This is a genomic window from Pedobacter sp. G11 (assembly GCF_003860265.1).
GTDB lineage: Bacteria > Bacteroidota > Bacteroidia > Sphingobacteriales > Sphingobacteriaceae > Pedobacter > Pedobacter agri.
The window spans coordinates 3,974,797-3,999,894 of sequence record NZ_CP034190.1; the positions used below are offsets into that span (position 1 = coordinate 3,974,797).

Consider the following 25,098-nt stretch of genomic DNA (forward strand, 5'->3'; position numbering starts at 1 on the left):
AAAAGTTAACGATACGCTGAAATTACTTCATCATTCTGACAAGACCTATCAAAACAAACTTAATTGTTCGGATGGCCTTTTTTCTTCTCCGAAGACCGTTCTGCCACCATATTTCCAGCTTTCAGCCTTTTCTTTTGCGATAACTTTATCAAAATCCATATTTGGAACAAAATCCTTTTCTGCATTTTTAGCGATCTGATGTAAAGCTTTGATCGCTTCTTTTTTATCAGTATTCCCGATTTTAGCCTTTTCAATTGCTTTATTCAAAACGCTTATCGTTTCATCGTAAACATTCACGGGTACAGGGAAAGGATGTCCGTCTTTCCCACCATTTGCAAAAGAATAACGGGCAGGATCAGAAAAACGTGAAGCTGTGCCATAAATCACTTCACTGACCAAAGCCATCGATTGAAGGGTTCTCGGGCCCATTCCCTCCAATAATAATAATTCCTCAAAATCGGCAGGTTTCTTCTCCTGGGTCAGCCATAAAATACTGCCTAATCTTTTCAGGTCGACATCTTTTGATTTCACGTCGTGGTGTCTCGGCATCACTAATTTTTGTATCTCTGCAATCATATGGTTCGGCGATTCTTCGGTCATGTCCATTATTGTCTTTCTGGTCAGGTCGGCTTCGTTTGCCGTGAGATTGAGGATGTTTCCTTGATTGATACCGCAAATTCCGGTATGTGGTTCTTCTACAAATGATTTGAGGTTTTCCGAATGCCAATGATAACGTCGGGCTGTTGAGTTTGCATCGCTCATGCCTTGCTGAACCACCGCCCAATCTCCATCACTATTTAAAATAAAACTATGGAGATACAATTGAAAACCATCTTGAATGGCTGTATTATCCACTTTAGCACTCAATTTACTTGCCCTAACCAGTTTCGTTCCATCTAACCCTGTTTGATCTCCAATTCGCAGCAATTCATTTGGGGTTTCTCTGCTAAACTTTCCTTTTCCACCACAAATATAAATACCGAGTTCTTTTGAAAGTGGATTGATGGCTCTCTTTAATGCACCCATTACAGCGGTTGTAATGCCCGAAGAATGCCAATCCATTCCCATTACAGCGCCAAGACTTTGAAACCAAAAGGGATTGCTTAATCTGCGAACAACTTCTGCAGTGCCATACTCCATTAAGATAGATTCTGTAATTGCCAAGCCGAGTTTAGCCATGCGTTGCACCAGCCACGGCGGCACCTGGCCATAATGTAAAGGTAAATCTGCGCTTCCTGATCTTTTCAATGCTAACAAATTTAGTAAAAAAAATATTTAAAGCGTGTTCAGATTGGAAATGATACAAAAGAAAAAACCTCCAACTTTTTTAAAGTTGAAGGTTTAGATGTACCCCGGAAGGGATTCGAACCCCTGACCCACGGTTTAGAAAACCGTTGCTCTATCCAACTGAGCTACCGAGGCCCGTTTTGTAACGAGTTGCAAATATAGAAGTTCTATCGAATAAGCAAAAATAAATTTTAATTATTTATGCTGATTTTTTGCCCCGTATTTTAAAGCTTTAAAAACTAATTAATTAGCTTCATTACATTCTTTACAAATACCCGAAACGATTAGGTTCATGTCTTCAATTTTAAATCCCTGTTCAATTTTTAGTGTTGGAATTTTAACACTATCGAGGCAATAAACGCGTAAACAGTTGTTGCAATTAAAATGAACATGCTCATCATGATGATGATGCGCTGTACAAGAATTTGAACAAATGGCATAATTTGCGGTTCCTTGTTTATCCAAAACACGATGGATAATTCCTTTCTCTTCGAAAGTTTTCAAAATTCTATAAAGCGTAACCCTGTCGATATCCTTTCCAATTACATTCTCGAGATAAGGCTGTGATGTTGCAGAATCTCGGTGAGATAAAACATCTAAAACCTGCAACCTTGCGCCAGTTCTCTTTAAGCCATTTCTGACTAATAGATCTTCATATCCTTGTATTTCAATTTCGTTCATAATACCTCAATTTAAATAATCAATTTTGCATTTACAATCGAAACCGGCGGTTGATACGTAGCATTATCATTGGTGAGTTTTAAAATTCCTTTCACTCTAATCGGCTTCTCCGTAAATGAAATGGCATTTTCCATTTCAATCATAATCATAATAGGAACACCATTCTGGCCACAAAAATAACATTGATTTATCGGTAATGTCGCCAATAAAAATTTTTGATGTTTCTGGCTATTTTTGATGGGAATTAAATAACCTCTCAAATCAAATTCTTTGTTCTTAAATCTATTTATAGTTTCTCCGTAAATAGGAAGTAATTCATTTTTTTCATTGAGCTCAAACTTAACCGTTCCGATTACATCCCAGTTTAATGATTTTATCTGATCGCTAACATTATGTTTTTTAGTTTGACCAGCTGCTCCAAGGTAAATAAAAAGCATCAAAAGGATTGATAGTATTCTCATCTTACTTGCGTGGCACCCAGTAAAAAGAATTCTGACCTATTATCTCCAGAATTATTAATTACAAATTTACCTTTTATTTTAATTGGTTTTTCCGTAAACGGTAATGGTGTAGCCATTTTTACTTCCACCATTGAGGGAATATCGCCGGTACCACAAAATGGACAAGATTCTATCGGAACGATAGATAGCAGGAATTCAGAAAACTTTGAACCAACTTTTGTTGGATAAATATAGCCTGGTAATTCAATAACCTTGTTATTTAAAGCCAACAGTTCTGGTGGGAATATGCTTACCCATTTCAAAGGCTCAACCTGTTTTTCGTATCTCAAGCCTATTAAATTCCAGGTAGCAGTTCGCATATCTTTATGCACCTTAACTTGCGCTTGCGTTACAAAGACCGAAGTCAGGCTTAGAATGAAGATGATTGTTACCTTTTTCATTATTTATCTTTTGAAAGTGTGCGGGCAATATCTACACGGTAAGTTTGTAACGCCGGAATAATGGAAGCGATAATTCCAATAAATAGCCCGGCGATGATGAGGTAAAATTCATCATTTACAAAAAATAAACCAGTTAAACGGGCTTGAGCTGATTCCTGATACATACCGATAATTTGTATGGCCAGATGCCCGATAAAGAGCCCCAAAATTGCACCGCTTACAGTAATCAGCAATCCTTCGATCATCACTAAGAAAAACAGTTTGGATTTTGAAGCGCCTAGGCAGCGCATAATGGCTAAATCGTATTTCTTTTCTTTCATTGAATTATAAAGACTGATGAATACACTCATTGCCGATATGGCCATAATCAAAACGGCAAACCATTTTAAGGTTTCGATACCCACGCCAATTAAGGAAAAGAGTCTGGCGCTTTCCATTGCTGGCGATGCGGCCTGCATGTTGGTACTTTGATTCACCATTCGGGGAAAAATCACCACCGACATTGGAGAACGGTATTGAATAAGAATGGAAGTAATCTCTTTATTATCAATTTCAGCTTCTTCTGAATGCACATCATGGTCATCATGATCTGGCTCATGCATTTTATACACACTTCCAATGTTAGTTAATATCAAATTATCCGTAACATTTCCTTGTATCTGCAAAATGCCGGTAACGGTATATGCATGGTGTTTATGTTCATCGCTTGCATCACTTAAGCCATGTGCACCAAAAAACTTATCACCAACTTTTAATTTTGCTTCTGCTGCAACCGTGCTGCCGATCGTGGCTTCCAAATCCTTACTCCAGAATTTTCCAGCTGAAAGTTTTAAACCATATAATCCTACAAAGCCAGAATCAGTGCCAACTATGCGGTAACCCTGGTAATTATCACCCAGCGCTAAAGGAACCGCCTTTTTCACCATAGGATTCTGCATCAACTCTGTAGCATCTTTTAAGGGAATATTGCCTGTTGGAAAATCAATATGATAAATGCTACTCAAAATTAATTGAAGCGGACTTCCTTTTGCACCGACAACCAAGTCAATATCTTTCGCATTCTGTTCTAGTTTATTTCCAATTTGCGTGGATGCCAGAAAGAGGATCGAAAGTATCGCGATACCAAATGCTACCAGAATGATGTTAAGAAACGTGGTAAGTTTGTTTCTTAACAGGTTTTTAGTACTTAGTTTTAGTATGTTCATTACAGTAGATATTCCTTGCTGATTCGATTCCTAACTCGTTTGTCGTGTGTGGCGATAACAAGTGAAGCATGATTTTCTTTTGCCTGTTCTGTTAATATATCGATTACATTCTCCGCATTTTCATCATCCAGGCTTGATGTTGGTTCATCGGCAATGAGTAATGAGGGATTGTTAAGTAAGGCTCTGGCAATGGAAACCCTTTGTAACTGGCCCTGACTTAATTCATCTGGGAAATTCCGCTTCTTGTTCTCTAAACCTAATGATGCTAACAGACTAAATATACGGACTTTATCAAGTTTAATACCTGCTAATGAGGAAGCCAGGGCCACATTATCATAAATATTCAGGCTTTTAATTAAATGAGGTTTCTGAAAAACGATTCCGATATTCTTTCCGCGAAAGCGGTCCATATCTTTCAATGATAATGAATAAATCTCAGTTCCATTAAGCTTTACCGATCCTGATGTGGGTTTCAGTAAACCCGAAACAATATTCAGGAGCGTACTTTTTCCGCTTCCAGAAGCGCCGAGTAATAGCCATTGCTCTTCATCCTGTATTTCCCAGTCGGTAAAATTTAGATTCGGACCATTCTGATATTGATGTGTTAAAGACTGAATGCTAATCATAGCTTTTTTAATGTTTTGATATACTGAATATTTTTGATTGCATAATTGCGATAAAGTTCTTGAGCGTTGTTGGTCGAATGTTTGCAAGCGGGATTCATGGTGCAAATAAAAGAAAGCGAAACAATAAATAGCAGTTTAATTTTTTTTTGCATGGTACAAATATATAATCCTTTTGTAGTGGAGAAATTGTTTCAATGGTTTTGATACAAACCTAATATTCGCAGTTAATGATGGTGCTTGCAACTTCTGCTTAACTTCAGATTAAGAAAGTGTGCTCCGGCAATTGTAAAACCGCCAATTGGGATAAGTATAGGTTCAATTAAATCTATCTCTGATAAGTGACCAATCAGAATAAACATGAAGCCGCATGCTAAAGTGATAATTGGGTAAGGATTGCGATGAATTTGCCGATAAGATTTACTTAATGACCATACGCCGAGGATCAGCGATAACAAAATCATACTCATCTCTAAAAAGGGAGTAGCCAGAAATTCTAATCCCCAAAGTGGGAGCAATGTTAAAAAAAATGGCAATGCCGCACAATGTATTGCACAGGCTGTTGAAGCCGTAATCCCAATTTTGTCCAGATTAATTGTTTTGAAATTCTTCATTTTGAAATATTATGCAACAAATATAAAAGCAATTTTGTTGCATTTGAATACTTTTTCTAGTTATTTGCAACTAAATTGCATTTACGTGATATATTCATACTTTGAAAGGTTTATTACCTCAGCTTAAAATTATAATTTGATATATTTAAAAATAAATTTAGATTTGTCTAAAAATATATTTAGATAAATACCGCATCCCATGAAACTTCTACTTTTATCGTTCACTTTTTTGATTTTTGGCTTGGTTGCTTCTGCACAAAATGGCTTTATTAAGGGCGCTATCACCTCAAATGGAAGTCCCGCCCCAAACATCACTGTTAAAGTTGTTGGAAGAAATCAGATGACTAAGTCAGATCAGAAAGGATTCTACATATTAAAAAATCTTCCCACTGGCGCCCTGGAATTGCAATTTTCTGGTGTTTCTTACAAAACGAAACGAATACAAACGATGGTAGAAAGTGATACGTTAATGATATCAACTGATCTTAGTAGCCTGGAGTCGAATTTAGACGAAGTTGTTGTTACAGGAGTAAATAGAGCTACTGCATTACGAAAAAGCCCGGTGCCGATTGCTGTGCTAACCAAAAAGACAATGGATCAAAATGTGAATACGAATCTTATTGAAGCCATTGTGAAAGGTGTACCAGGAGTAACTGCGGTTACTACAGGACCAAATGTTTCGAAGCCGTTTATCAGAGGTTTAGGCTATAACCGGGTTTTGACATTATATGATGGCTTACGTCAGGAAGGTCAGCAATGGGGTGATGAGCACGGTATTGAAGTTGATGAGTATGGTATTAGCAGGGCAGAAGTAGTAAAAGGTCCGGCCAGTTTAACGTACGGCTCTGATGCATTAGCTGGGGTGATCAATATGATTCCTTATACGCCAATGCAAGAAGATGGAAAACTTACAGGAGATTTTACAACAAATTTTCAAAGTAACAATGGTATGGTTGGCGCATCGTTAGGGTTAGCCTACATCAAAAATGACTGGAAGTACAGTTTCAGGGCAAGCGGAAAAGCAGCGCATAACTATTATAACAAAGTTGATGGGTATGTATTTGGAACTGCATTTAGAGAATACAATGTATCTGCAAGCGCAAGGGTAGATAAATCATGGGGATATTCGAAAACCGCAATAACCTACTACAACAATTTGATGGAAATTCCTGATGGAAGCAGAGATTCGCTTAGCAGAAGATTTACCAGGCAGGTTTTGGATGATGGCGATGATATCAAGAACAGGCCATTGGTTTCAGACCAGGATTTGAAACGCTATTCGATTAATCCTTTACATCAACACATACAGCATTACCGGTTTTACAATGCCAGTCAGTTCAAGTTCGGATCAAGTGATTTAAATATCTTAATTGGTGGTCAGCAGAGTGTACGCAGGGAGTACAATCACCCCACTGCACCTAAACAGGCTGGCCTTTATGTAGTTTTAAATACTTTAAACTACGATGTTAAATATAATCTTCCTGATTTTGCGGGTATTGAAAGTACACTTGGGGTAAACGGAATGTACCAAAGTAACCGAAGTAAAGATGCCACAGATTTCCCTATTCCTGATTATGATCTTTTCGATATTGGAGCTTTTTATTTCGCAAAAAAATCTTTTGGCAAGCTTGATATTTCCGGAGGTGTTCGAATGGATCGAAGAAACATTAACTGGAATAATTTCTATGTCGGAACGGATGCACAAACAGGTTTTGGCCGCAAATCTGATGTATCAGATGAAATGGCTGATTTACAATTTCCATCATTTAATCGGAACTATTATGGTTTTTCTGGTAGCGTTGGGCTTACATATAATCTCTCTGAGAAATTCTTATTTAAAGCCAATATAGCACGTGGTTATCGAGCACCAAATATTACGGAAATTGGATCGAACGGATTGGATCCTGGTGCTCACATTGTGTATTTAGGAAACAGAACTTTTAAGCCTGAATTTAATCTGCAGCAAGATATTGGTGTAATTGCTTACCTGCAAGATGCAGACATCAGTCTTGAAATTTTTAACAATAACATTCAAAACTATATTTATCAATCGCGGTTAACCGACGAAAATGGAAATCCGGTAGTAGTGGTGCCTGGCAACCTAACCTATCAGTATCAACAATCCAAAGCCCGCTTGTATGGTGCCGAATTGTCGGTTAATTTACACCCGGCTTCAGCTAAATGGTTAAACTTCAATAACAGTTTTGCCTATGTTGTCGGATTAAACAAAAATGAAGAATTACTGAGGTTGCATGGTAGCGAAGCAAAATACTTACCTTTTATTCCACCTCTGCAAATCAGATCTGAATTGAAGGCTACGGCACAAAAATCTATTGGCGTTTTTAGCAAACCTTATATTAAAGTTGACGCTGTATTGTTTGCCGATCAGAATAAATTTTATGCCTTAGACAATACCGAAACTTTTACTAAAGGCTACACGCTATTTAACGCAGGAGTAGGCTCGGCAATAAAATCAAAGTCTGGTAAAACTATTTTGGATCTTTTCGTTCAAGTTGATAATATCTTTAATGTGGCCTATCAATCTCACCTTAATCGTTTGAAATACTTTGAATACTATGAAGCTTCGCCCAATGGTCGGTCGGGAATTTATAATATGGGCAGAAATATGAGTTTTAAAGTTGTAGTGCCCTTTTAGGCAAAGGTAAAATGAAAAATGGATGAGCTGTATGAAAGGAATTAATAAGATTGAAAGGAGTTTTATCTTAAATTTCATCAAGCATTAAATTTGTTCCATTATCCACTTCCATAATTATTATCTTTATGAGATAGATTAATACATTTTAGATCGAATGGAAGCAACATTAAGCGAGCAAAGATTAAATTTTCTCAGGCAATCAATAGGCAAAATCATTACGGAATCTCCTTCAAATTTTATGAATTGGCTGGCTCCGGTATTGGTTAAGGCCGAAAGCGGGATTTTAGTGTGTAAATATACCATTCGTAAAGAAATGACTAATCCATATCAAATATTGCATGGAGGTGTTACAGCTGGTATAATTGATGATTTGATCGGGGCGACGGTATTTACAATGGGTTTAAATGATCGTTATACCACAGTAAATAATTATATCGATTACTTTGCGCCAGCAAATGAAGGTGACGAAATTGTAGCAGAAACCTCAATTGTTAAACGCGGAAAGACGATACTAAATCTTCAATGCGAAATATATTTACCTTCAAAAAAGCGTTTAATAGCTAAAGGTTATTCGAACATGTTAAACATAGGTTAACACATTTTTTAATTGCTTTAAAATAATTTGTTAATTCCTTTAAATTAGCGAAACATTCTCATTAATACATTGTTGTAACTTAACCAAAAATATAATGAGCCATGTTAGAAAATTATTCCACACTGCAATTTATTGTTAGAGGCAAGATTTTTAAAGGATTTTGCATGCGTATTCAAGATGACTTTCATGAAACTTATGCTGTTGTTTTAGATGGATACCATTCTTTTTGTATCTGGTTAGATAATAAAAATGAGAAATGGTGTGCTTCAAAAAACGTTGCTATTGATCCAGATGCGATTGATGAAATTATCAATAGGATATCGCCTCGTCCTCAAGTCTCTTAACCTTACATCGAATAATGCTCAGAAAAAATCCCTGCCTAATGCAATAATTAAGGCAGGGATTTTTTATGGATAGACTTATCCGAAGAAAAGATAAGCCAAACTAATTGCGGTACAAACGCCCACTAAATCGGCTAGTAACATGGCGCCAACCGCATAACGTGTATTTTTGATGCTCACGGAACCGAAGTACACGGCGATAACGTAGAAAGTAGTATCAGAAGCACCCTGAAAAATACCTGATAACTTGCTAGGAAACGAATCTGCGCCATAAGCGGTCATGGTATCAACCATCATTCCCCGGGCTGCACCACCGCTCAATGGCCTGATCAAGGCTGTGGGAAGTGCCTCAACAAAACGGGTATCTGCACCCAGATAAACAAAAATATTTTTAATGCCCAGAATTACCACATCGAAAGTTCCGCTGGTGCGGAGCATACTGATGGCAACCAACATCCCTACCAGATAAGGAATAATTTTAACAGCAGTATCAAAGCCATTTTTAGCGCCATCGATAAATGCATCGAAAACATCAATTTTTTTGTACAGTCCACCCAATACAATTACCAGGAAAACAAATAGAATGAGACCGTTGCTTAGTAAGCCTGAGAATGATTTAATACCATCAGCATTTAACGAAGTAACATAAAAAACCAGCAACGCAATTACGGCAGAGATGCTAAAAACCCAGCCAATAATAACAGGTTGTAATAAGTTGATTTTTTGTTTAAAAGCCACAATAAGCATAGCGGCCATAGTACCCACAAAGGTTACAATCAAACAAGGAATAAAAACATCAGTAGGATCTGAGGCATTTTGTGAAGCACGGATAGCAATTACGCTCACCGGAATAAGACTTAAGCCAGCTGCGTGAAGACATAAAAACATGATCTGGGCATTAGACGCGGTGTCTTTACTGGGATTCAATTCCTGCAAACTTTCCATGGCTTTCAACCCGAAAGGCGTTGCGGCATTATCCAGGCCGAGTAAATTGGCAGAGAAGTTCATGATCATGTGCCCCATTGATGGATGTCCTTTTGGGATTTCTGGAAAAAGCTTCGAGAAAAAAGGACCAACGATTCTTGAGAGTAACCGAATGCCTCCGGCTCTTTCCGCAATACTCATGAAACCCATAAATAACGCTAGAATTCCAATCAGTTTCAGGCACAGTTCAACAGAAGTCCAACAGGTTTCAATGATGCCATTTACCTTGGTCAAATTTGTGGGATCATCAGCTTTACCAATTACCATCCAACTGAAAATTTCAGACTGTCCGAAAAAGAAACACTTTACCGCTGCCACAAGAATAGCGATAACAATAAATCCAGACCAAATTCTACTTAATGCCATTAGGGTTTTCTAGTTTGTTTTGAAGTTGTAAAATAGGTGTTTTACTTGAAAGTCCATAATCCATAGTTTGAACACTATGAATTATGGACTTTCGGTTGGAGATTTCCTACTTAGTTAAGGTTTGTCGTCTGTTAATTCAAAACCCCAGGTTTTTCCTTTTTCAGTTGCCGGAATTCCAGTGGTCATCCATGCCGGAGCTTTTGCACCTTTTAAATAGTAATCGAAAAATTGTTGTTCACGAATCTGGATATCTTTACGGTTTTGGCGTTGAACAAGGTTGTGTGCTTCTCCATTATAATTTAACATCCAAACTGGTTTGCCCAAACGGCGAAGTCCAGTAAACATTTCAATGCCTTGATACCAAGGCACTGCTCCATCAGCATCGTTGGCCATTACAACAACCGGTGTATTTACCTTAGGGAACATAAATAAAGGTGAATTTTCTGTATACAATTCCGGTTTTTCCCATAAAGTAGCACCGATTCTGCTTTGTGTTTTTTCGTACTGAAACTGGCGGTTCATTCCACTTTCCCAGCGAATACCACCGTAAGCCGATGTCATGTTTACTACTGGAGCACCTGCCCATGCAGCAGCATACATATTGTTTTGAGTAATCAGGTAAGCCACCTGGTAACCACCCCAACTTTGACCCTGGATACCAATTTTGCTTCCATCAACCCAGCTATTTTTCTTTAAACTTTCTACTCCTGAATTGATATATTCTACAGCTGATTGACCTGGATGGCCAGTTTCATAGCTAATGTCAGGTGCGAAAACCAAATAACCATTACTCACAAAGAATGAAATATTTAAGCGAGATGGAGTAGGTGCAGGTGCCTGATAGGTATATAAACCGTCAGACAATTTCTCATAGAAATATGCAATCATTGGATATTTTTTGTTTGGATCAAAGTTTTCTGGCTTGTATAAAATACCTTCAGCTTTGTAGCCTTTTGGCGTAGTCCATTTTACCAATTCTGCAGTTCCCCAGTTGTAGCTTTGCTGTTGAGGATTAGTATTGGTTAATTTGGTTTCGGTTTTGAAATCAGAGGTAACATAAACATTCGGCGATTCTGTATAGCTCGCCTTGTCGTAGATGAACACATCAGCATTTTTAGCTTTTGCCAGGTTTGAATATTTATATTTTGCCATTACCACCAATTCAGGCGCTTTAACTGCTCCAATATTTGTACGGTAAAAACCGTTTTCTTTGGTAACATTATTGAAACCATCAAGCCAAACCAGTTCATTTGCCTTCACGAATTTATTATCAACCATTCTGTTAAATGGATTGTTGTCTTGTTCTACACGTTCATAACGGAAAGTAATTTGATTTGCCCTTCCAAAACCGGCCGTAATATTTTTTGGCTGCGATTTTCCATCTGGAGAAAAAGACCAGATATCATATCTATCATTCAGCAATACAGCTTTGTCACCTTCTGTCCAGGTGGCTATACCGTAAGCTGATGGAAGATCAGGAACGTCATTATCTTCATCCACAAACTTTACATTCAAGCTCTCGGTTAAGGCAACAGTTTTGCCACTTGCAACCACGTAAGTGTACCAGTTTCCATTTTTTCTATCAAAATATAAAACGTAATTACCACCCGGCGAAGCCATAGCATATCCGTTTAATTCAGAGATGATTTTTTTCCGTTGACCGGTTTTCGTATCAACCAGATAATAATCTTTTGATGTAGAACCGCTCCATTGAGATTCTACTCTACGGCCGTAATCTGTTGAGGCCAATACAAAAGCAGCATCTCCTTCAGCAACCATATTAGCATCTGGTAGCGTTAGATCAGTTAAAGGAATCACTTTAGGATCGCTACTAAAAACATCGATAACTGAAAGATAACTTTTCTTACTATCACGATCAGCATTTTTCAATTGCATTGGCTGCAAATAATCATCCTTGTAATTCCACACGTCAACCTTTGCTACTTCGAAATCAACAATTGTGGTGTCTTTAGCTTTTTTAATAGGAGAGATGCCGAAAAATAATTTCTTACCATCTTTACTAAAACTCACTCTTCCATCGCCATTTACCGACCATTTTGCTGGTAAACCTGGCATATCATAATCAACAATGGTTTGCGCAGTGTCTAAGCTCAACGAGTTATAATAAACGTTATAATTTTTAATTTCCTGTTTCTCCGGATCTCGTTCGCCTACAAAGGCAAGGTGTTCACTCTCCTCATCAAATGCAAAATTTTTGAAACTTCCTCTCCCTTTAATCAAAGTTTTAAGCGTTCCTTTTTCAGTGTTCAATAAAAACACGCCTTGTGGGGCTGTTTTATCTTTTTTAGATCCGCTGCAAGCGAATACTAACTGTTTACCATCTTTACTGAAAGAATAATCCGTAACATATTTATAGGTTTTATCAACTCCAGTAAGCAGATTTTTCACAATTAAATCCGTTCCTTCCTCAGTTTTACCTTTTCCGGCTGGCTCATCATCTGCAAAATCCATATCCGAATCTTTTTTCTCAGCTGGCTTAGTCGCTTTTTTAGCGGTATCAGGCTTCTCGGTTAAATAGGCAACAAAACCTGTTCCTTCTTCGGGAAATTTGAACGACTTTACTCTGGCCACCTTAGTAATGGCATTTGTAGTTAAGTTGGCTATACCCAATGAATCTTTTGGCATTTCATCAGCTTTCTTTTTTTTAATTTTTGCCTGACGGAGATCTTTATTGAAAGGGCGAATATTAAAAACAGCGAATTTAGAATCATTGCTAAACTGGGAATTCATGCCTCTTGGTATGTTTAACTTAGCATTGGTTTTAAGGTTTGTGATGTAGAGTTGCGCATCGCCTTCTTGCTGAGTCACACTGTACATTGCCCAGGCGCCATTATTTGATAATTGCTTTGTGCCCACAGTTTCCCAGGTATCATAAACGGTATGATCCAAAGGTTTTTTCTGTGCATAAGCAAAGCTGACAACGAAAAATAGAATAATAGTTAGTCTCTTTTGCATTTTCTAAAATGAATTAATTTGTTGGTTGAGATTTAATCTTCTAAAATTGGAAATTTTTAGCTGATTTGAAAACTTGTACGCCAAATATTACAATTGAAGGGGTTTTTATGACTGATGAATCGAACTTTCGACTAAGATATAGTAAGAAAGAGACTCTTCGCTGTGCTCAGAATCACGGCAATGAGTATCAGCCGAGAAACACGGCTAATAATGTGATTTATCGGTTTGCTGTCTCATCAACCTAAACTGCAAAAAAAATCCCCGATCAACTGAATGGTCGGGGATTCATAATAAAATAACTTCAATTATTTTTTAGCTTGTTGTTGCTGACGCATATAATCATCTAAACGCTGTTGAAATTTAGATTTTTTCTTTTTCTCATCAGCTGGTCTCGCTTTATTCTGTTGGATTAAAGCATGAATTTTATCATCATCAACCATTTTACGGATTAAGAACTGCTGTCCGAAAGTCATTAAGTTGGCTAAGAAGTAATAATAATTCAAACCTGCCGGATAACTGTTTAATACACCCAGGAAAATGATTGGCATGATATAACCAATGTATTTCATTTGACCAGTAGCACCAGAAACCTGATTGTTAAAGTAAGTCATGATTAAGGTCGAAACCGTCATCAACACACACATCAAACTCAAGTGATCGCCAATAAATGGAACTTTAAATCCGAATTTGATAAACTCATCATAGGTTGATAAATCTTTCATCCACAAGAAACTCTCTCCGCGTAGTTCGAAAAGGTTAGGGAAGAAGAAGAAAAATGCCATCACGAGTGGTAGCTGTAAAACCATTGGTAAACATCCACCCAAAGGATTCACTCCTGCTTTTTTGTAAAGTTTTAAGTATTCCTGTTGAACCAATGTTGGATTATCTTCACCAACCTTTGCTTTGATTTCATCCATCTCAGGCTTTAAAACCCTCATTTTAGCCATTGATAAATATGACTTATAGGTTAATGGAGAAAGTGCAACTTTTAATAAGATCGTTAATACAAGGATGATTAAACCGAAGTTCCAACCGAAATTGTTAAGGAAATTAAATACCGGTAACACGATGAAACGGTTAATGTATTTTAACGGCCAGTAACCTAAATCTACTTGTTTCTCTAAATCATAACCCTGATCTTTTAAAGCAGAGAATTTATTGGTACCGAAGTAAAACTCCATGCTGTATGCTTGGTTTGCAAGATGCGTATAAGGCAATTGCATATTGGCATCATAAAACTTAACCTGACCGGGAGCCGTAGGGATTTTAACCTCCAAACTTCCTTTTTCAAAGCCTTCTTTAGCAATTAAGGTAGCAGAGAAGAAGTGCTGTTTAAAAGAAAACCATTGAATTTTACCTTTTGCTAATTCTTCTTTCTCATCTTTGGAAACACTTAAGTGATCTACATCGCCATCTACATATTTGTAGTATGGTGCCGAATAGCGGTGCTCACTTTCTAATGATTTCTCTTGCTGTAATAAGATGGTTTGCCAGTTTAAAGCGATGTTGTTTCCGGCAATCACCTGTTGTAAACCAACTAAGTTAATGTTGAATCCAACTTTGTTGCTTGCCGATTTTAAATCATAAACATATTCCACGTAAGCATTTGCACCATAATTAGCACGCATGGTTACTGTATTGCCAGTTTTAGTAGGAGTGAAATATAAATCGTTGGTATTAATAACTTTACCAGCTGCATTTAAAGTCAGGCCAAATTTGTTGGCGTTCCCATCAAATAAAATTAATGGTTTGCCTGCATACGTTTTTTGTCCTTTAACTTCTACTGATGAAATTCTACCACCTTTATTGCTTAGGTTGATTAATAAATTTTCATTTTCTAAAACGGTGTTTGCTTCTGTTCCTGTAATTGCAGAACCAAAAGGACCTTTTAAAGCCAATGAATCAATAGTCGGTGTACTAGCTACGGCTGTAGTATCTTTTTGCGCTGGTTGAATTCCAGCTTTTTGTAGTGAATCAGCTCTTTTTATTGAATCGATTCTGGCATTTTCTTTTTTTATTTCAGCGTCCTTTGGCCCAAAAAAGTAGAATGATCCTGCCAAGATGATCATAATCAGGAATAATCCTGTAAAGGTATTTCTATCCATTATATTTGTTTGTACTGCTTTTAATTCGTTTTCTTTTTCGCAAACTCCATCGCAGCGGCGACAAATTTAACAAAAAGTGGGTGAGGATTAGCAACTGTTGATTTTAATTCTGGGTGAAATTGTCCGCCCACAAAAAATGGATGGTTTTTAAGCTCCACGATTTCTACCAGATTTGTTTGTGGATTAATACCAGAAGCAATCATTCCAGCCTCTTCATATTGCTTTAAATAATCATTGTTAAATTCATAACGGTGGCGGTGACGCTCGTTGATGTGTGCTTTACCGTAAATAGAGAAAGCTTTTGTACCTTTTTTAATATCGCAAGGATATGAACCTAAACGCATCGTACCACCCATGTTTACGATATTTTTCTGTTCTTCCATCATGTTGATCACAGGATTTTTAGCATCAGCTTCGATTTCAGTAGTGTGTGCATCTTTCAAGCCTAGAACATTACGTCCGAACTCGATCACCGCACATTGCATACCCAAGCAAATACCGAAGAAAGGAATATTATTTTCGCGAACGTATTTAATGGTATCAATTTTTCCTTCAATACCACGGCTACCAAAACCTGGAGCAACCAATACGCCATGTAAATGGCCTAATTTTTCTTTTACGTTATCAGGGAAGATGCCTTCAGAGTGAATATATTCTACACGAACTTTGCACTCATTTTTAGAACCCGCATGTACAAATGATTCGATAATCGATTTATAAGCATCCGGTAGTTCCACATATTTACCTACCAAACCAATGGTAACATCAGCTGTAGGATTTTTTAAATGTCCTAAAAACTCTTTCCAGCTCTCCATGTCTGGTTCGTTTTTAGCTGGAAGTTTCAATTTTGTTAAAACCGTTTTATCCAACTGTTCTTTCATCATCAATAACGGAACATCATAAATAGTAGATGCATCCATAGATTCGACAACTGCGTTGATGTTAACGTTACAAAAAAGTGCAATTTTTTTTCTGATTTCAGCAGAAATGTGGTGTTCGGTACGGCAAACTAAAATATCTGGTTGAATACCATATTCCAATAATGCTTTTACTGAGTGTTGAGTGGGTTTAGTTTTTAATTCACCTGCCGCTGCCAAATAAGGCACTAAAGTTAAGTGAATTACAATTGCATTTGAACTTCCTTCTTCCCATTTAAACTGGCGAACAGCCTCAATAAAGGGTAAAGATTCGATATCGCCAACTGTTCCGCCAAGTTCAGTAATTACAATATCATACTCGCCACTTTCGCCTAAAATGCGCATGTTGCGTTTAATCTCGTCGGTAATATGCGGCACAACCTGTACGGTTTTACCCAGGTATTCGCCTTTACGTTCTTTGTTGATTACGTTTTGATAAATACGGCCAGTGGTAATGTTGTTTGCTTGTGAAGTTGGAACGTTTAAAAAACGCTCATAGTGACCAAGATCCAAATCGGTTTCGGCACCATCTTCGGTAACAAAACATTCGCCATGCTCATAAGGATTCAGTGTTCCTGGATCAATATTAATGTAAGGATCGAATTTTTGAATGGTTACACGGTAGCCACGTGCCTGTAGAAGTTTAGCTAAAGATGCGGAAATGATGCCCTTACCCAATGAGGAAGTAACACCGCCCGTAACAAAAATATACTTAGTCATGTTTGTGATTTTTTACGGCAAATGGTAAATATTGCCGCTTTTTGTACGGGATACAAAGGTAAGAAAATTCCTCGTTTCTGCTGATTTAAAATTTAGATATTTTAAAAATGATAATGTGATGTTTATCAGAAAATTAACACAAGGGGAACTTTAACTGATAAGTTTTGAGAGAGCAAAACCTGCTTCGCTAATCAACATTAGTCCTGTTTTTCGCTATATCTCTTTTGTATTCGGTGGTAGCAATTTAAAGATGGCGCAACAAAAAGTATACCGCTGCAACCAGGTTTAATTCGCAATTGATGTGCTTCTAACTTCAGTTGCAAAACTGGTCAGCCGCTCTCGGTTAAGGACTTTCTCCAATTGAGTAATCCTTCTTTTATTTTCTTGCTGCAGCAATGCTGGGTACAGATTCATCAACATATTTACAATCGTCATCACTAAGGCACCCAGGTACCTTTCTTTTAAAACCATAACCAAAGTGAATATAATTACTGATATAAAAGCGATCAAGTGATTGATTTCGGCAAGCGTCATTTCTTTGCGTAAAATATTCAATTCGTTTTGATCAACTTTTCTTTTCATTTTCAGCTTCGGATTGAAGAACTTAAAGAAAGTATTTTTTATAATCCATTTAATTGCACCAATCCCTATTAATCTGTTCAGCTTTTTACTTCTAATAAAATTTAAATCCGTTAATTTTTTCTTGTAGAAAGATGTGTTTATCAAGAAGGCATTAATGATCATGCCTACAATCCAGGAAATAAAGGTTATCGAAATGCTAAATGTTATATGTTTTATCACAAGTTATTAATTATTATAAGCAGCGCATCACGGCTACACTAGTTAGTTTATTCGTCTTGTCGTAAGAGTAAGTTTTAGTTGACCCATCTTTCTCTACATATGTAACTGATTTAAAATTTTGTGCTCCGGTTCCGTTTTTTCCAATATAAGTTTGCTTGTTGTTTTCTCTAACTACTTCATTTTGAAGTTCTAACTTTCTGGGGTTTAGTTTATAAGATTTGAAGCCGGAAAAGATTACATCAGAATCAGTTTTGTAACTGTAAATCATTTCGCTGTCCAATTGTCCTTCGCGAATAATTCGGCCCATTTTATCGTAGACGTAGGTGATATCTGTCACAATAGATTGATCGGCTCTTTTAGAAAGTCGACGAACACATTGCATTTGATCGTTTAAGAAAAAGGTTTCTAATGAATAAGGCCTTGAACCGCTAAAGCTAACCGTATGATATTTGTCTTTTTCGTAAATGAAAACAGTAGAATCCGTTGAATTATCATCACCACTGATAATTTTTTTGATTAAACCATTATCATCTCTAACATACTTTGAATAGCCATTTGTTTTTCCATTCAGCGTATTATTCAATGATACCATCTCGTTTTTTTCATTATACAAATAATACCCGCCATATGGAGATTTTGTGGTCATTAAACTATCGCTAAACATTTCAAAAACTCTTTTTGTGCAAGTCATTTTCGGACTGCCATCATTGTAAACTTTACTGTAGTGAACTGAATTCGCATTTTTAATTAATTTTTTGGCATAAGATTCATCTGTTGTGAATTTTATCTTCAGTACAGCTTGCATGTCTAGTTGAGCATTTCGTTCATCTCGCTCATCCAGCGTTTTAGGAACCAGATAATCTGCATTGCCAATGTTCAAGTAAGTTTTTATAGTTTTTAAATATTGATCGGGATTGGTAACTAAAATTGGCTGATCTTTGCCATTGGACAGAATCATACCAAAAGCTTTTCTTGCATTTGGCCGATAGAAAACAAATTTACCGTATGAATTGATGTATTCAACAACATTTTCTTTACCGATATTAAAAATTGGAAAACTGGTGTATACCGAGCCGAAGTAAGCATTAACTTCCTTGCTTTTTTGTTTATGATTTTTAAAGCCTTGGCTGTCATCATCAGCCCCAAAAAAGACTGCACTAGGCGAAGGCTCTGTAAAACTCACAGCCGATTTTTCTCCGGATGGTTTTGCTCTTAAAAAAACACTTTGCGAATAAGACGCTATTGAAAGGGTAGCGCAAAAAAATACTAATATCACTCTTCTCATAATAGATAAATTAATCTTTATTAAAAGGGATGTTTAAAATGAATAGAGATTTTAGCAGCAGTTGTAATATATCTTCACCTTTTGTTCTTTCTCACTCCAGGCGATATAAAGATTGTTTTCTTTGCCCAGGCGATATTTAAAACCGTTTAAACCAGATTTTTTAAGCTCTTCATAAAGTGCTTTATCAGGAACATAGTTGTCTGCTTTATCCTCAGGCATTACTGCAGGCTCCAGAAAATTATCTTCGGAAAAGAAGTCATCTGCAATGGTTTTTAAGAATACAATTTGCGCTTTTTCTTTTGATAAATCTAGATTAGGATCAGTACTGCCTAGTAAATCTTTTCCGTTTAACTTAGCTTTGTAAATTTCTTTGCCTGCAAAATTCTTAATGGTAAATGATAGTACCATCTCCTCGGGCTTCCTTCCCGTTAGTTCAATTTTAAAAGTATCTAGTTTGTCCAGGTCAGAGAATGACTTAGCGATACTTTGATTCACGTTTTTAAATTCGATGGAACCATTTTCTTCCTTCTTATCAGTTTGGCAAGCCATAAATAAGGTGACAATTGAAGCTATGAGCAGTAATTTTCGCATTCTCGAAAATACAAATTTTAACTTTCTATCAAATATTTAAATAATAAATTAGAACCGATAGCCGACTGATAACCATAGTTGGAAGTCTAAATATCCTTTTGGAGCGTTTGTTGCCTGAAATGTTTCTACGTTAAAATATTTACCATAGCCCAAACCTGTAGTGGTTTCTAATAGAAATCTTTTTGCCGGGATGTAAACGAAACCAAGGTTTACACCCGAACGGAAAGAATTTGCCTTGAAGTTTCTGTTATTGCCAAACGATAAAAACCCAGTAGGGTGTACATATGCATTGTTGGAAACAATCGTTTTGTTTAGATTACCGACATAAACTCCAAAAAAAGGTGTAATCTCACGTTGCTTTATTTCATAAACGTACTTTTTGCCTCGTAACAAAAAGCCGCTATATTCATACGCTCTTCCAATGTTTAATTCGCCTGTTGAGTATGAAAACTCCAATCCATATCGCTGGTTAAATGTTTTTTCTAATGAAAATGAAGGTCGCTGGGCTACCAGATTTAATAAATTCGTTTTTACAGCAATGCCTAAATATTCCTGTGACCGGACCAATGTAGCAACTGATAAAATCAGAATTAACGTAAGAATATACTTCATGCTTAGTATTTTAAATAAAAATAATATTTATCTATCATAAAATACAATTATTACTATATTTGCGTAATCAGTTACGTAATTAATTAACATGAAGTTTTTTCAACAAACCGGAAAGGTTGCTATCGGCAGTAGGCTAAGGATGCTCACCGATAAAGTGACAGAAGATGCCGCTAAAATATATCAGTTGTATGACATCGATGTACAACCTAAATGGTTTCCAATTTTTTATTCATTATCAAAAGGAGAAGAAATTACAATTACAGAACTAGCGAAAAACATTGGACACTCACATCCTTCGGTTAGTAAAATGATTGGTGAAATGTTAAAGAAGGGCTATGTTGCAGAACGTAAAGATAGATTGGATGGTAGGAGAAACGTAATCAGCTTATCGTCCAAAGGGAAGGAGATTTATTCGAAAATTGATAACCAGCTTATCGATGTCGCAGCTGCAATAGAAGATTTATCTGCGCAAACTCAAAATAAATTATGGGAAGCCATTGAAGAATGGGAATTCCTTTTAGAACAGAAAACATTATTAAGAAGAGTAATGGAAAAGAAAAAAGAAAGAGATAGTTTAAAAGTGAATATTGTTGATTATGCTCCAGCCTATAAACAGGCTTTTAAATCATTAAATGAGGAATGGATTTCTACCTATTTTGTTATGGAAGAATCTGATTTTAAGGCTTTGGATCATCCACAAGAATATATTTTGGATAAGGGGGGAGCGATTTTGGTAGCATTGTATGAGGATGAACCCCTCGGCGTATGTGCCTTAATTAAAATGAATGATGGCGAATACGATTTTGAATTGGCTAAAATGGCTGTTTCGCCAAAAGCACAAGGTAAAAATATTGGATTTATTTTGGCTTCAGCTATTATAGAACGAGCAAAATCTTTAGGTGCCTCCAAAATTTATCTGGAAAGCAACACCATATTAAAACCCGCTATCAATCTTTATCATAAATTAGGTTTTCAGAAAATAGCTGGGAAACCTACACCTTATAGCCGTTGCAATATTCAAATGGAATTGATCATAACCTAGTAACGCTAAAGATTGGCAGATTTGAACGTTTTATTCAGATTTGCCAATCTTGGGCTACTTGAATTATTCTAATTTTAAGGCTTCGAGTAATTTATTTAGCTTCAATAAATCTTCTGGTGTATCAATAGCAACCGTTTCCAAATCGGTTACTTTGGTCTGGATATAGAATCCATTTTCGATCCAACGTAGTTGTTCAAGGCTTTCTGCAATTTCCAATGCAGATGGGGGCAGTTTGGTAATGGCCTTTAACGATTCCGTTCTGTAACCGTAAATGCCAATGTGTTTATAAAATTGGTGTTTCTCTGCCCAAACACCTGGCTCACCATTTCGAATGAAAGGTATCGGGCTGCGACTAAAGTACATTGCCCTGCCATTAATATCAATCACAACTTTTGGGCTATTGGGATTATAAATACTTTCCTGACTTTGAATGGGTTTAATAAGCGTAGCCAGCTGCACCTTTTCTTCGATAAAGCAACTTGCCAGCAAATCAATTTGGGCAGGTTCTATAAAAGGTTCATCCCCCTGAATATTAATTACGATTTCATAATCCGGAAGTTTTTCAATCACTTCTGCGCAACGGTCTGTTCCGCTTTGATGCTGTGAACCTGTAAAAACGTATTCCCCTCCAAATCTTTTTACCTCATCTGCAATGCGCTCATCATCAGTTGCAACAACCACTTTTGATAAACTTTTAGCCTTCGATGCTTGCTCGTAAACGCGTTGAATCATCGTTTTGCCCGCAATATCAACCAATGGTTTTCCGGGGAAACGGGTAGAAGCGTAACGGGCAGGTATGATCCCAATGGCTAAGTTTGAGTTATTTATCATTTTATTTAATTGCTCAAAATAAAGGCTAACAAGAAAATTAGGCCCATAACAAGATAAGATAATGGGTTTGCAAAATTTAATGTCCAGCCTAAAATTTTAATACGTTTTGGTACAAATAAACGACTGTCTTTTTTATTGAAATAGAAAAGACCTAGCTTCCAGTTTGAGTATTCTCCATGATCAAAATTGTGTTTCATCATAGTCAAAATATAACAAAAACGTTATGAAAAACCAAATTCAAGATTCGAAAATTTGGTTTTTCTTTCTTGATTAGACATGAAAAATATTCAAAATTGATCTATTGACAATTATATAAATTAAAATAATCCGTTTATTTCAGCTTCTATTGCTTGAATTACTGTACCTAAATCTTCAGGATTATTCGTAAAATCCAATTTATCTTTATCCAGAATTAAGAGTTTGCCTAAATTATAACCCTTTATCCAGGCTTCGTACTTTTCATTAAGTTTCGACAGATAGTCAATTCGTATTCCGGCTTCATATTCACGTCCGCGGCGTTGAATGTTATTTACTAAAGTGGGAACGGATGCTCGTAAATAGACCAGTAAATCCGGCGGTTTTATAAACGAGGTAATATTGTCGAAAATAGCACGATAGTTATCATGATCGCGGGTCGTCATTAAGGCCATGTCATGCAAGTTTTCTGCGAAAATATGCGCATCCTCATAAATGGTTCTATCCTGAATAACGTTTCTTTTATTTACCTCTATGTCTGTAATCTGCTGAAATCGGCTATTAAGGAAGTAAATTTGAAGATTAAAACTCCAGCGTTTCATATCACTGTAAAAGTCTTCCAGATATGGGTTATTGTCAACAGCTTCGTATAAAGCTTCCCATCCATAATTTTTTGCTAGTAAACCAGTTAAAGTTGTTTTGCCAGCGCCTATGTTTCCTACGATTGCTATGTGCATATATTTTAGATATGAGATATGAGACATTGGATCGGAGACTGAGGAATTATCTGAAATCTCATATATCCATTCTCAAATCTATTTATTAATTAAAAACTTTTAAAACCGATTAAATTACGAACCTCCTTGATGGTTTTCTGTGCACTTTCACGGGCTTTTAGTGCCCCATGTTTTGCCACCTGACGCAAATACAAATCATCTTTCGATAACTCCTCTATTCGCTCTCTAATTGGCGAATTGAAGACGATCATATCTTCCGCAAGTTGTTTTTTCATGTCGCCATAACGGATTTGCATTTTATTGTAAAGGCCATCGAAGTGCGCTACAGTATCAGGTGTAGAAACAATTTTCATTAAATCGAAAAGATTTTGAATGGCTTCTGGTTTTTCCTGGTTTTCTTCCGTTGGACCGCTATCACTAACGGCTCTGGCCACTTTTTTGCGAATAATTTCCGGACTGTCAGCTAGATAAATACAGTTTCCATCACCATCCGATTTACTCATTTTTCCTTTTCCTTCTAAGCCTGGCACTTTCACTAAATTTTCAGCGTAGTTAAAAGCAAAAGATTCTGGGAAAAAATCAGCATTGTACATTCTATTGAAACGATTTCCGAAATTACGGGTCATTTCTAAATGCTGTTCCTGGTCTTTACCAACAGGTACCTTGGTTGCTCTGTGAATTAAAATATCAGCAGCCATTAAGGTAGGATAGGTGAGTAAACCTGCATTAACGTTATCAGGGTTAGCTCTTATTTTTTCTTTAAAAGATGCACTGCGTTCAAGCTCACCTAAATAAGCATTCATATTTAAGTACAGATAAAGTTCTGAAACTTCAGGTACGTCAGACTGAACATATATAGTTGTTTCTTCTGGATTTATTCCACAAGCCAAATATTCAACCAAAACATGACGAACATAGCCATGTAAATCGCCAGGGGTAGGGTGTGTTGTTAATGAATGGAGATCGGCAATAAAAAAATAGCAGTTATAATCATACTGCATCTTCACAAAATTGGTTACTGCACCAAAATAATTTCCTAAATGTAGCTTTCCTGTTGGCCTGATGCCACTCACCACGGTTTCTTTCATAATGGCACGAAATTAAAAATAAATTACATGCAAAGCGCAAACCGATTTAATTTAATCATAAGTTTTTAAAAACACCAGTTAAAATTTCAGGTTTAAACCGTTTTTAACCCGGCAAATTGAGTTCGAAAGAAATAGGTTTGAATGAAAAAGCACCATCACATGCTTAACTTACTTATTCAGATAAAATTTATCGAAGTATTTTATATTTTTGATTATCTATGATTCACTTTCTAAGGCAGGTACACCGGGTATGGTTTTTATTCTGGATACTTTTTTTCTTCATTTTGTTTTATCCGCTGTATTACCTCACCTCACGTGATCCGAAATATTACGAAATTTTGAATCTCTGTAGAAAAGCAAACAGCTTTTTAAGTAGTTTTCTATCAGGTATTTGGTATCGTTTTAAATATGAACAAAGGTTAGATTATAACCAGACTTATATCTATTGCGCCAATCATACATCCAATTTAGATATCATGGTTTTTTGCATCATGTGCCATGGTAAATTTCACTTTATGGGTAAAGATGAGTTGTTAAACAATGCTGTTCTGGGTATTTTCTTCAAGACGATTGATATATCGGTAAATCGTGATAGTAAAATTTCAGCTTTTAAAGCCTTCAAAAAAGCAGGTGAAAATCTTGAAAAAGGAATGAGTTTAATTATTTTCCCTGAAGGAAAGATTGATGATCATTATCCGCCAAAACTCGGAGAATTTAAAAACGGGCCATTCCGGTTGGCAATAGATAAAAATGTACCATTAGTACCCGTAAGTATTACAAACGTTTGGAAAATAAACTGGGATGATGGTTCAAAATATGGAAGTAAGCCCGGAATTTGCGATATTTACGTCCACAAACCCATCAGTACCGCTGATTTAGCCGATGTTGATTCAGACTTATTGAAAGATAGGGTTTTTCAGCTTATTGATAGTAAATTAGTATAAT

General features: G+C 36.5%; 24 protein-coding genes and 1 tRNA gene. 5 read left to right on the top strand and 20 right to left on the bottom strand.

Annotation, left to right across the window (positions count from 1 at the left end; translation table 11 throughout):
* Nucleotides 1–48 precede the first annotated feature (48 nt).
* From EA772_RS17085 to EA772_RS17120, 8 genes are all read right to left on the bottom strand, one after another.
* Nucleotides 49–1,248 (bottom strand): DUF763 domain-containing protein, encoded by a 1,200-nt coding sequence (locus EA772_RS17085; protein WP_124914264.1) that lies wholly within the window; start codon nt 1,246–1,248, stop codon nt 49–51.
* A gap of 100 nt (nt 1,249–1,348) precedes the next feature.
* A tRNA-Arg gene (locus tag EA772_RS17090) sits at nt 1,349–1,422 on the bottom strand.
* A 108-nt stretch (nt 1,423–1,530) separates the two neighbouring features.
* The gene (locus tag EA772_RS17095) at nt 1,531–1,968 is read right to left on the bottom strand and encodes a Fur family transcriptional regulator (RefSeq protein ID WP_124914265.1); all 438 of its coding nucleotides are present in this window, start codon (nt 1,966–1,968) and stop codon (nt 1,531–1,533) included.
* Between the two features lie 11 nt (nt 1,969–1,979).
* Nucleotides 1,980–2,429, bottom strand: a complete 450-nt coding sequence (locus tag EA772_RS17100; RefSeq protein ID WP_246833983.1) for a hypothetical protein — start codon at nt 2,427–2,429, stop codon at nt 1,980–1,982.
* On the bottom strand, nt 2,426–2,869 hold the full coding sequence (locus EA772_RS17105; RefSeq protein ID WP_124914266.1) for a hypothetical protein: 444 nt from the start codon (nt 2,867–2,869) through the stop codon (nt 2,426–2,428). The genes EA772_RS17100 and EA772_RS17105 overlap by 4 nt, the downstream gene beginning before the upstream one ends.
* Nucleotides 2,869–4,074, bottom strand: a complete 1,206-nt coding sequence (locus EA772_RS17110; RefSeq protein ID WP_124914267.1) for an FtsX-like permease family protein — start codon at nt 4,072–4,074, stop codon at nt 2,869–2,871. The genes EA772_RS17105 and EA772_RS17110 overlap by 1 nt, the downstream gene beginning before the upstream one ends.
* The gene (locus EA772_RS17115) at nt 4,074–4,700 is read right to left on the bottom strand and encodes an ABC transporter ATP-binding protein (protein WP_124914268.1); all 627 of its coding nucleotides are present in this window, start codon (nt 4,698–4,700) and stop codon (nt 4,074–4,076) included. Before EA772_RS17115 ends, EA772_RS17110 begins: the two co-directional genes overlap by 1 nt.
* Nucleotides 4,701–4,924: 224 nt before the next feature.
* Nucleotides 4,925–5,311, bottom strand: a complete 387-nt coding sequence (locus tag EA772_RS17120) for a MerC domain-containing protein (RefSeq protein WP_124914269.1) — start codon at nt 5,309–5,311, stop codon at nt 4,925–4,927.
* A gap of 199 nt (nt 5,312–5,510) precedes the next feature.
* Here EA772_RS17120 and EA772_RS17125 point away from each other — a divergent pair, with 199 nt between their 5' ends.
* From EA772_RS17125 to EA772_RS17135, 3 genes are all read left to right on the top strand, one after another.
* Nucleotides 5,511–7,967 (top strand): TonB-dependent receptor, encoded by a 2,457-nt coding sequence (locus tag EA772_RS17125; protein WP_124914270.1) that lies wholly within the window; start codon nt 5,511–5,513, stop codon nt 7,965–7,967.
* Nucleotides 7,968–8,121: 154 nt separating this feature from the next.
* Entirely contained in the window at nt 8,122–8,562 is a 441-nt protein-coding gene (locus EA772_RS17130) for a PaaI family thioesterase (protein ID WP_116168308.1), read from the top strand.
* 101 nt (nt 8,563–8,663) lie between these two features.
* Nucleotides 8,664–8,906: a hypothetical protein gene (locus EA772_RS17135; protein ID WP_010602041.1), complete on the top strand. Its 243-nt coding sequence runs from the start codon at nt 8,664–8,666 to the stop codon at nt 8,904–8,906.
* A 75-nt stretch (nt 8,907–8,981) separates the two neighbouring features.
* On the opposite strand, the gene EA772_RS17140 is transcribed toward EA772_RS17135, so the two are convergent.
* The 8 genes from EA772_RS17140 to EA772_RS17175 form a co-directional block, all read right to left on the bottom strand.
* On the bottom strand, nt 8,982–10,253 hold the full coding sequence (locus tag EA772_RS17140) for a nucleoside recognition domain-containing protein (RefSeq protein ID WP_010602040.1): 1,272 nt from the start codon (nt 10,251–10,253) through the stop codon (nt 8,982–8,984).
* Between the two features lie 114 nt (nt 10,254–10,367).
* Nucleotides 10,368–13,229: a prolyl oligopeptidase family serine peptidase gene (locus EA772_RS17145; RefSeq protein ID WP_124914271.1), complete on the bottom strand. Its 2,862-nt coding sequence runs from the start codon at nt 13,227–13,229 to the stop codon at nt 10,368–10,370.
* Nucleotides 13,230–13,534: 305 nt separating this feature from the next.
* Nucleotides 13,535–15,334, bottom strand: a complete 1,800-nt coding sequence (yidC, locus tag EA772_RS17150; RefSeq protein WP_116168305.1) for a membrane protein insertase YidC — start codon at nt 15,332–15,334, stop codon at nt 13,535–13,537.
* A 20-nt stretch (nt 15,335–15,354) separates the two neighbouring features.
* Complete coding sequence (locus tag EA772_RS17155) at nt 15,355–16,971, bottom strand: CTP synthase (protein ID WP_124914272.1); 1,617 nt, start codon at nt 16,969–16,971, stop codon at nt 15,355–15,357.
* 285 nt (nt 16,972–17,256) lie between these two features.
* On the bottom strand, nt 17,257–17,715 hold the full coding sequence (locus EA772_RS17160) for a hypothetical protein (protein WP_124915081.1): 459 nt from the start codon (nt 17,713–17,715) through the stop codon (nt 17,257–17,259).
* 70 nt (nt 17,716–17,785) lie between these two features.
* Nucleotides 17,786–19,057 carry a hypothetical protein gene (locus EA772_RS17165; protein ID WP_124914273.1) on the bottom strand — a complete coding sequence of 424 codons (1,272 nt, stop codon included), beginning with the start codon at nt 19,055–19,057 and terminating at the stop codon, nt 17,786–17,788.
* 51 nt (nt 19,058–19,108) lie between these two features.
* On the bottom strand, nt 19,109–19,648 hold the full coding sequence (locus EA772_RS17170) for a hypothetical protein (protein WP_124914274.1): 540 nt from the start codon (nt 19,646–19,648) through the stop codon (nt 19,109–19,111).
* 48 nt (nt 19,649–19,696) lie between these two features.
* Nucleotides 19,697–20,260, bottom strand: a complete 564-nt coding sequence (locus EA772_RS17175; protein ID WP_124914275.1) for a DUF3575 domain-containing protein — start codon at nt 20,258–20,260, stop codon at nt 19,697–19,699.
* A gap of 88 nt (nt 20,261–20,348) precedes the next feature.
* Between EA772_RS17175 and EA772_RS17180 the strand changes: the two genes are divergently transcribed.
* Nucleotides 20,349–21,302: a bifunctional helix-turn-helix transcriptional regulator/GNAT family N-acetyltransferase gene (locus EA772_RS17180; protein WP_124914276.1), complete on the top strand. Its 954-nt coding sequence runs from the start codon at nt 20,349–20,351 to the stop codon at nt 21,300–21,302.
* A gap of 63 nt (nt 21,303–21,365) precedes the next feature.
* Here EA772_RS17180 and kdsB read toward each other — a convergent pair whose 3' ends face one another.
* The 4 genes from kdsB to trpS all read right to left on the bottom strand — a co-directional run bounded on the left by kdsB (nt 21,366) and on the right by trpS (nt 24,153).
* The gene (gene kdsB, locus EA772_RS17185) at nt 21,366–22,133 is read right to left on the bottom strand and encodes a 3-deoxy-manno-octulosonate cytidylyltransferase (protein WP_124914277.1); all 768 of its coding nucleotides are present in this window, start codon (nt 22,131–22,133) and stop codon (nt 21,366–21,368) included.
* Nucleotides 22,134–22,138: 5 nt separating this feature from the next.
* The gene (locus EA772_RS22330) at nt 22,139–22,333 is read right to left on the bottom strand and encodes a DUF5808 domain-containing protein (protein ID WP_124914278.1); all 195 of its coding nucleotides are present in this window, start codon (nt 22,331–22,333) and stop codon (nt 22,139–22,141) included.
* Nucleotides 22,334–22,450: 117 nt separating this feature from the next.
* Nucleotides 22,451–23,065, bottom strand: a complete 615-nt coding sequence (locus EA772_RS17195; RefSeq protein ID WP_010603424.1) for a deoxynucleoside kinase — start codon at nt 23,063–23,065, stop codon at nt 22,451–22,453.
* Nucleotides 23,066–23,154: 89 nt separating this feature from the next.
* Nucleotides 23,155–24,153 (bottom strand): tryptophan--tRNA ligase, encoded by a 999-nt coding sequence (trpS, locus tag EA772_RS17200; RefSeq protein ID WP_124914279.1) that lies wholly within the window; start codon nt 24,151–24,153, stop codon nt 23,155–23,157.
* Nucleotides 24,154–24,371: 218 nt separating this feature from the next.
* Between trpS and EA772_RS17205 the strand changes: the two genes are divergently transcribed.
* Entirely contained in the window at nt 24,372–25,097 is a 726-nt protein-coding gene (locus EA772_RS17205; RefSeq protein WP_010603426.1) for a 1-acyl-sn-glycerol-3-phosphate acyltransferase, read from the top strand.
* The last annotated feature ends 1 nt before the right edge of the window (nt 25,098 follow it).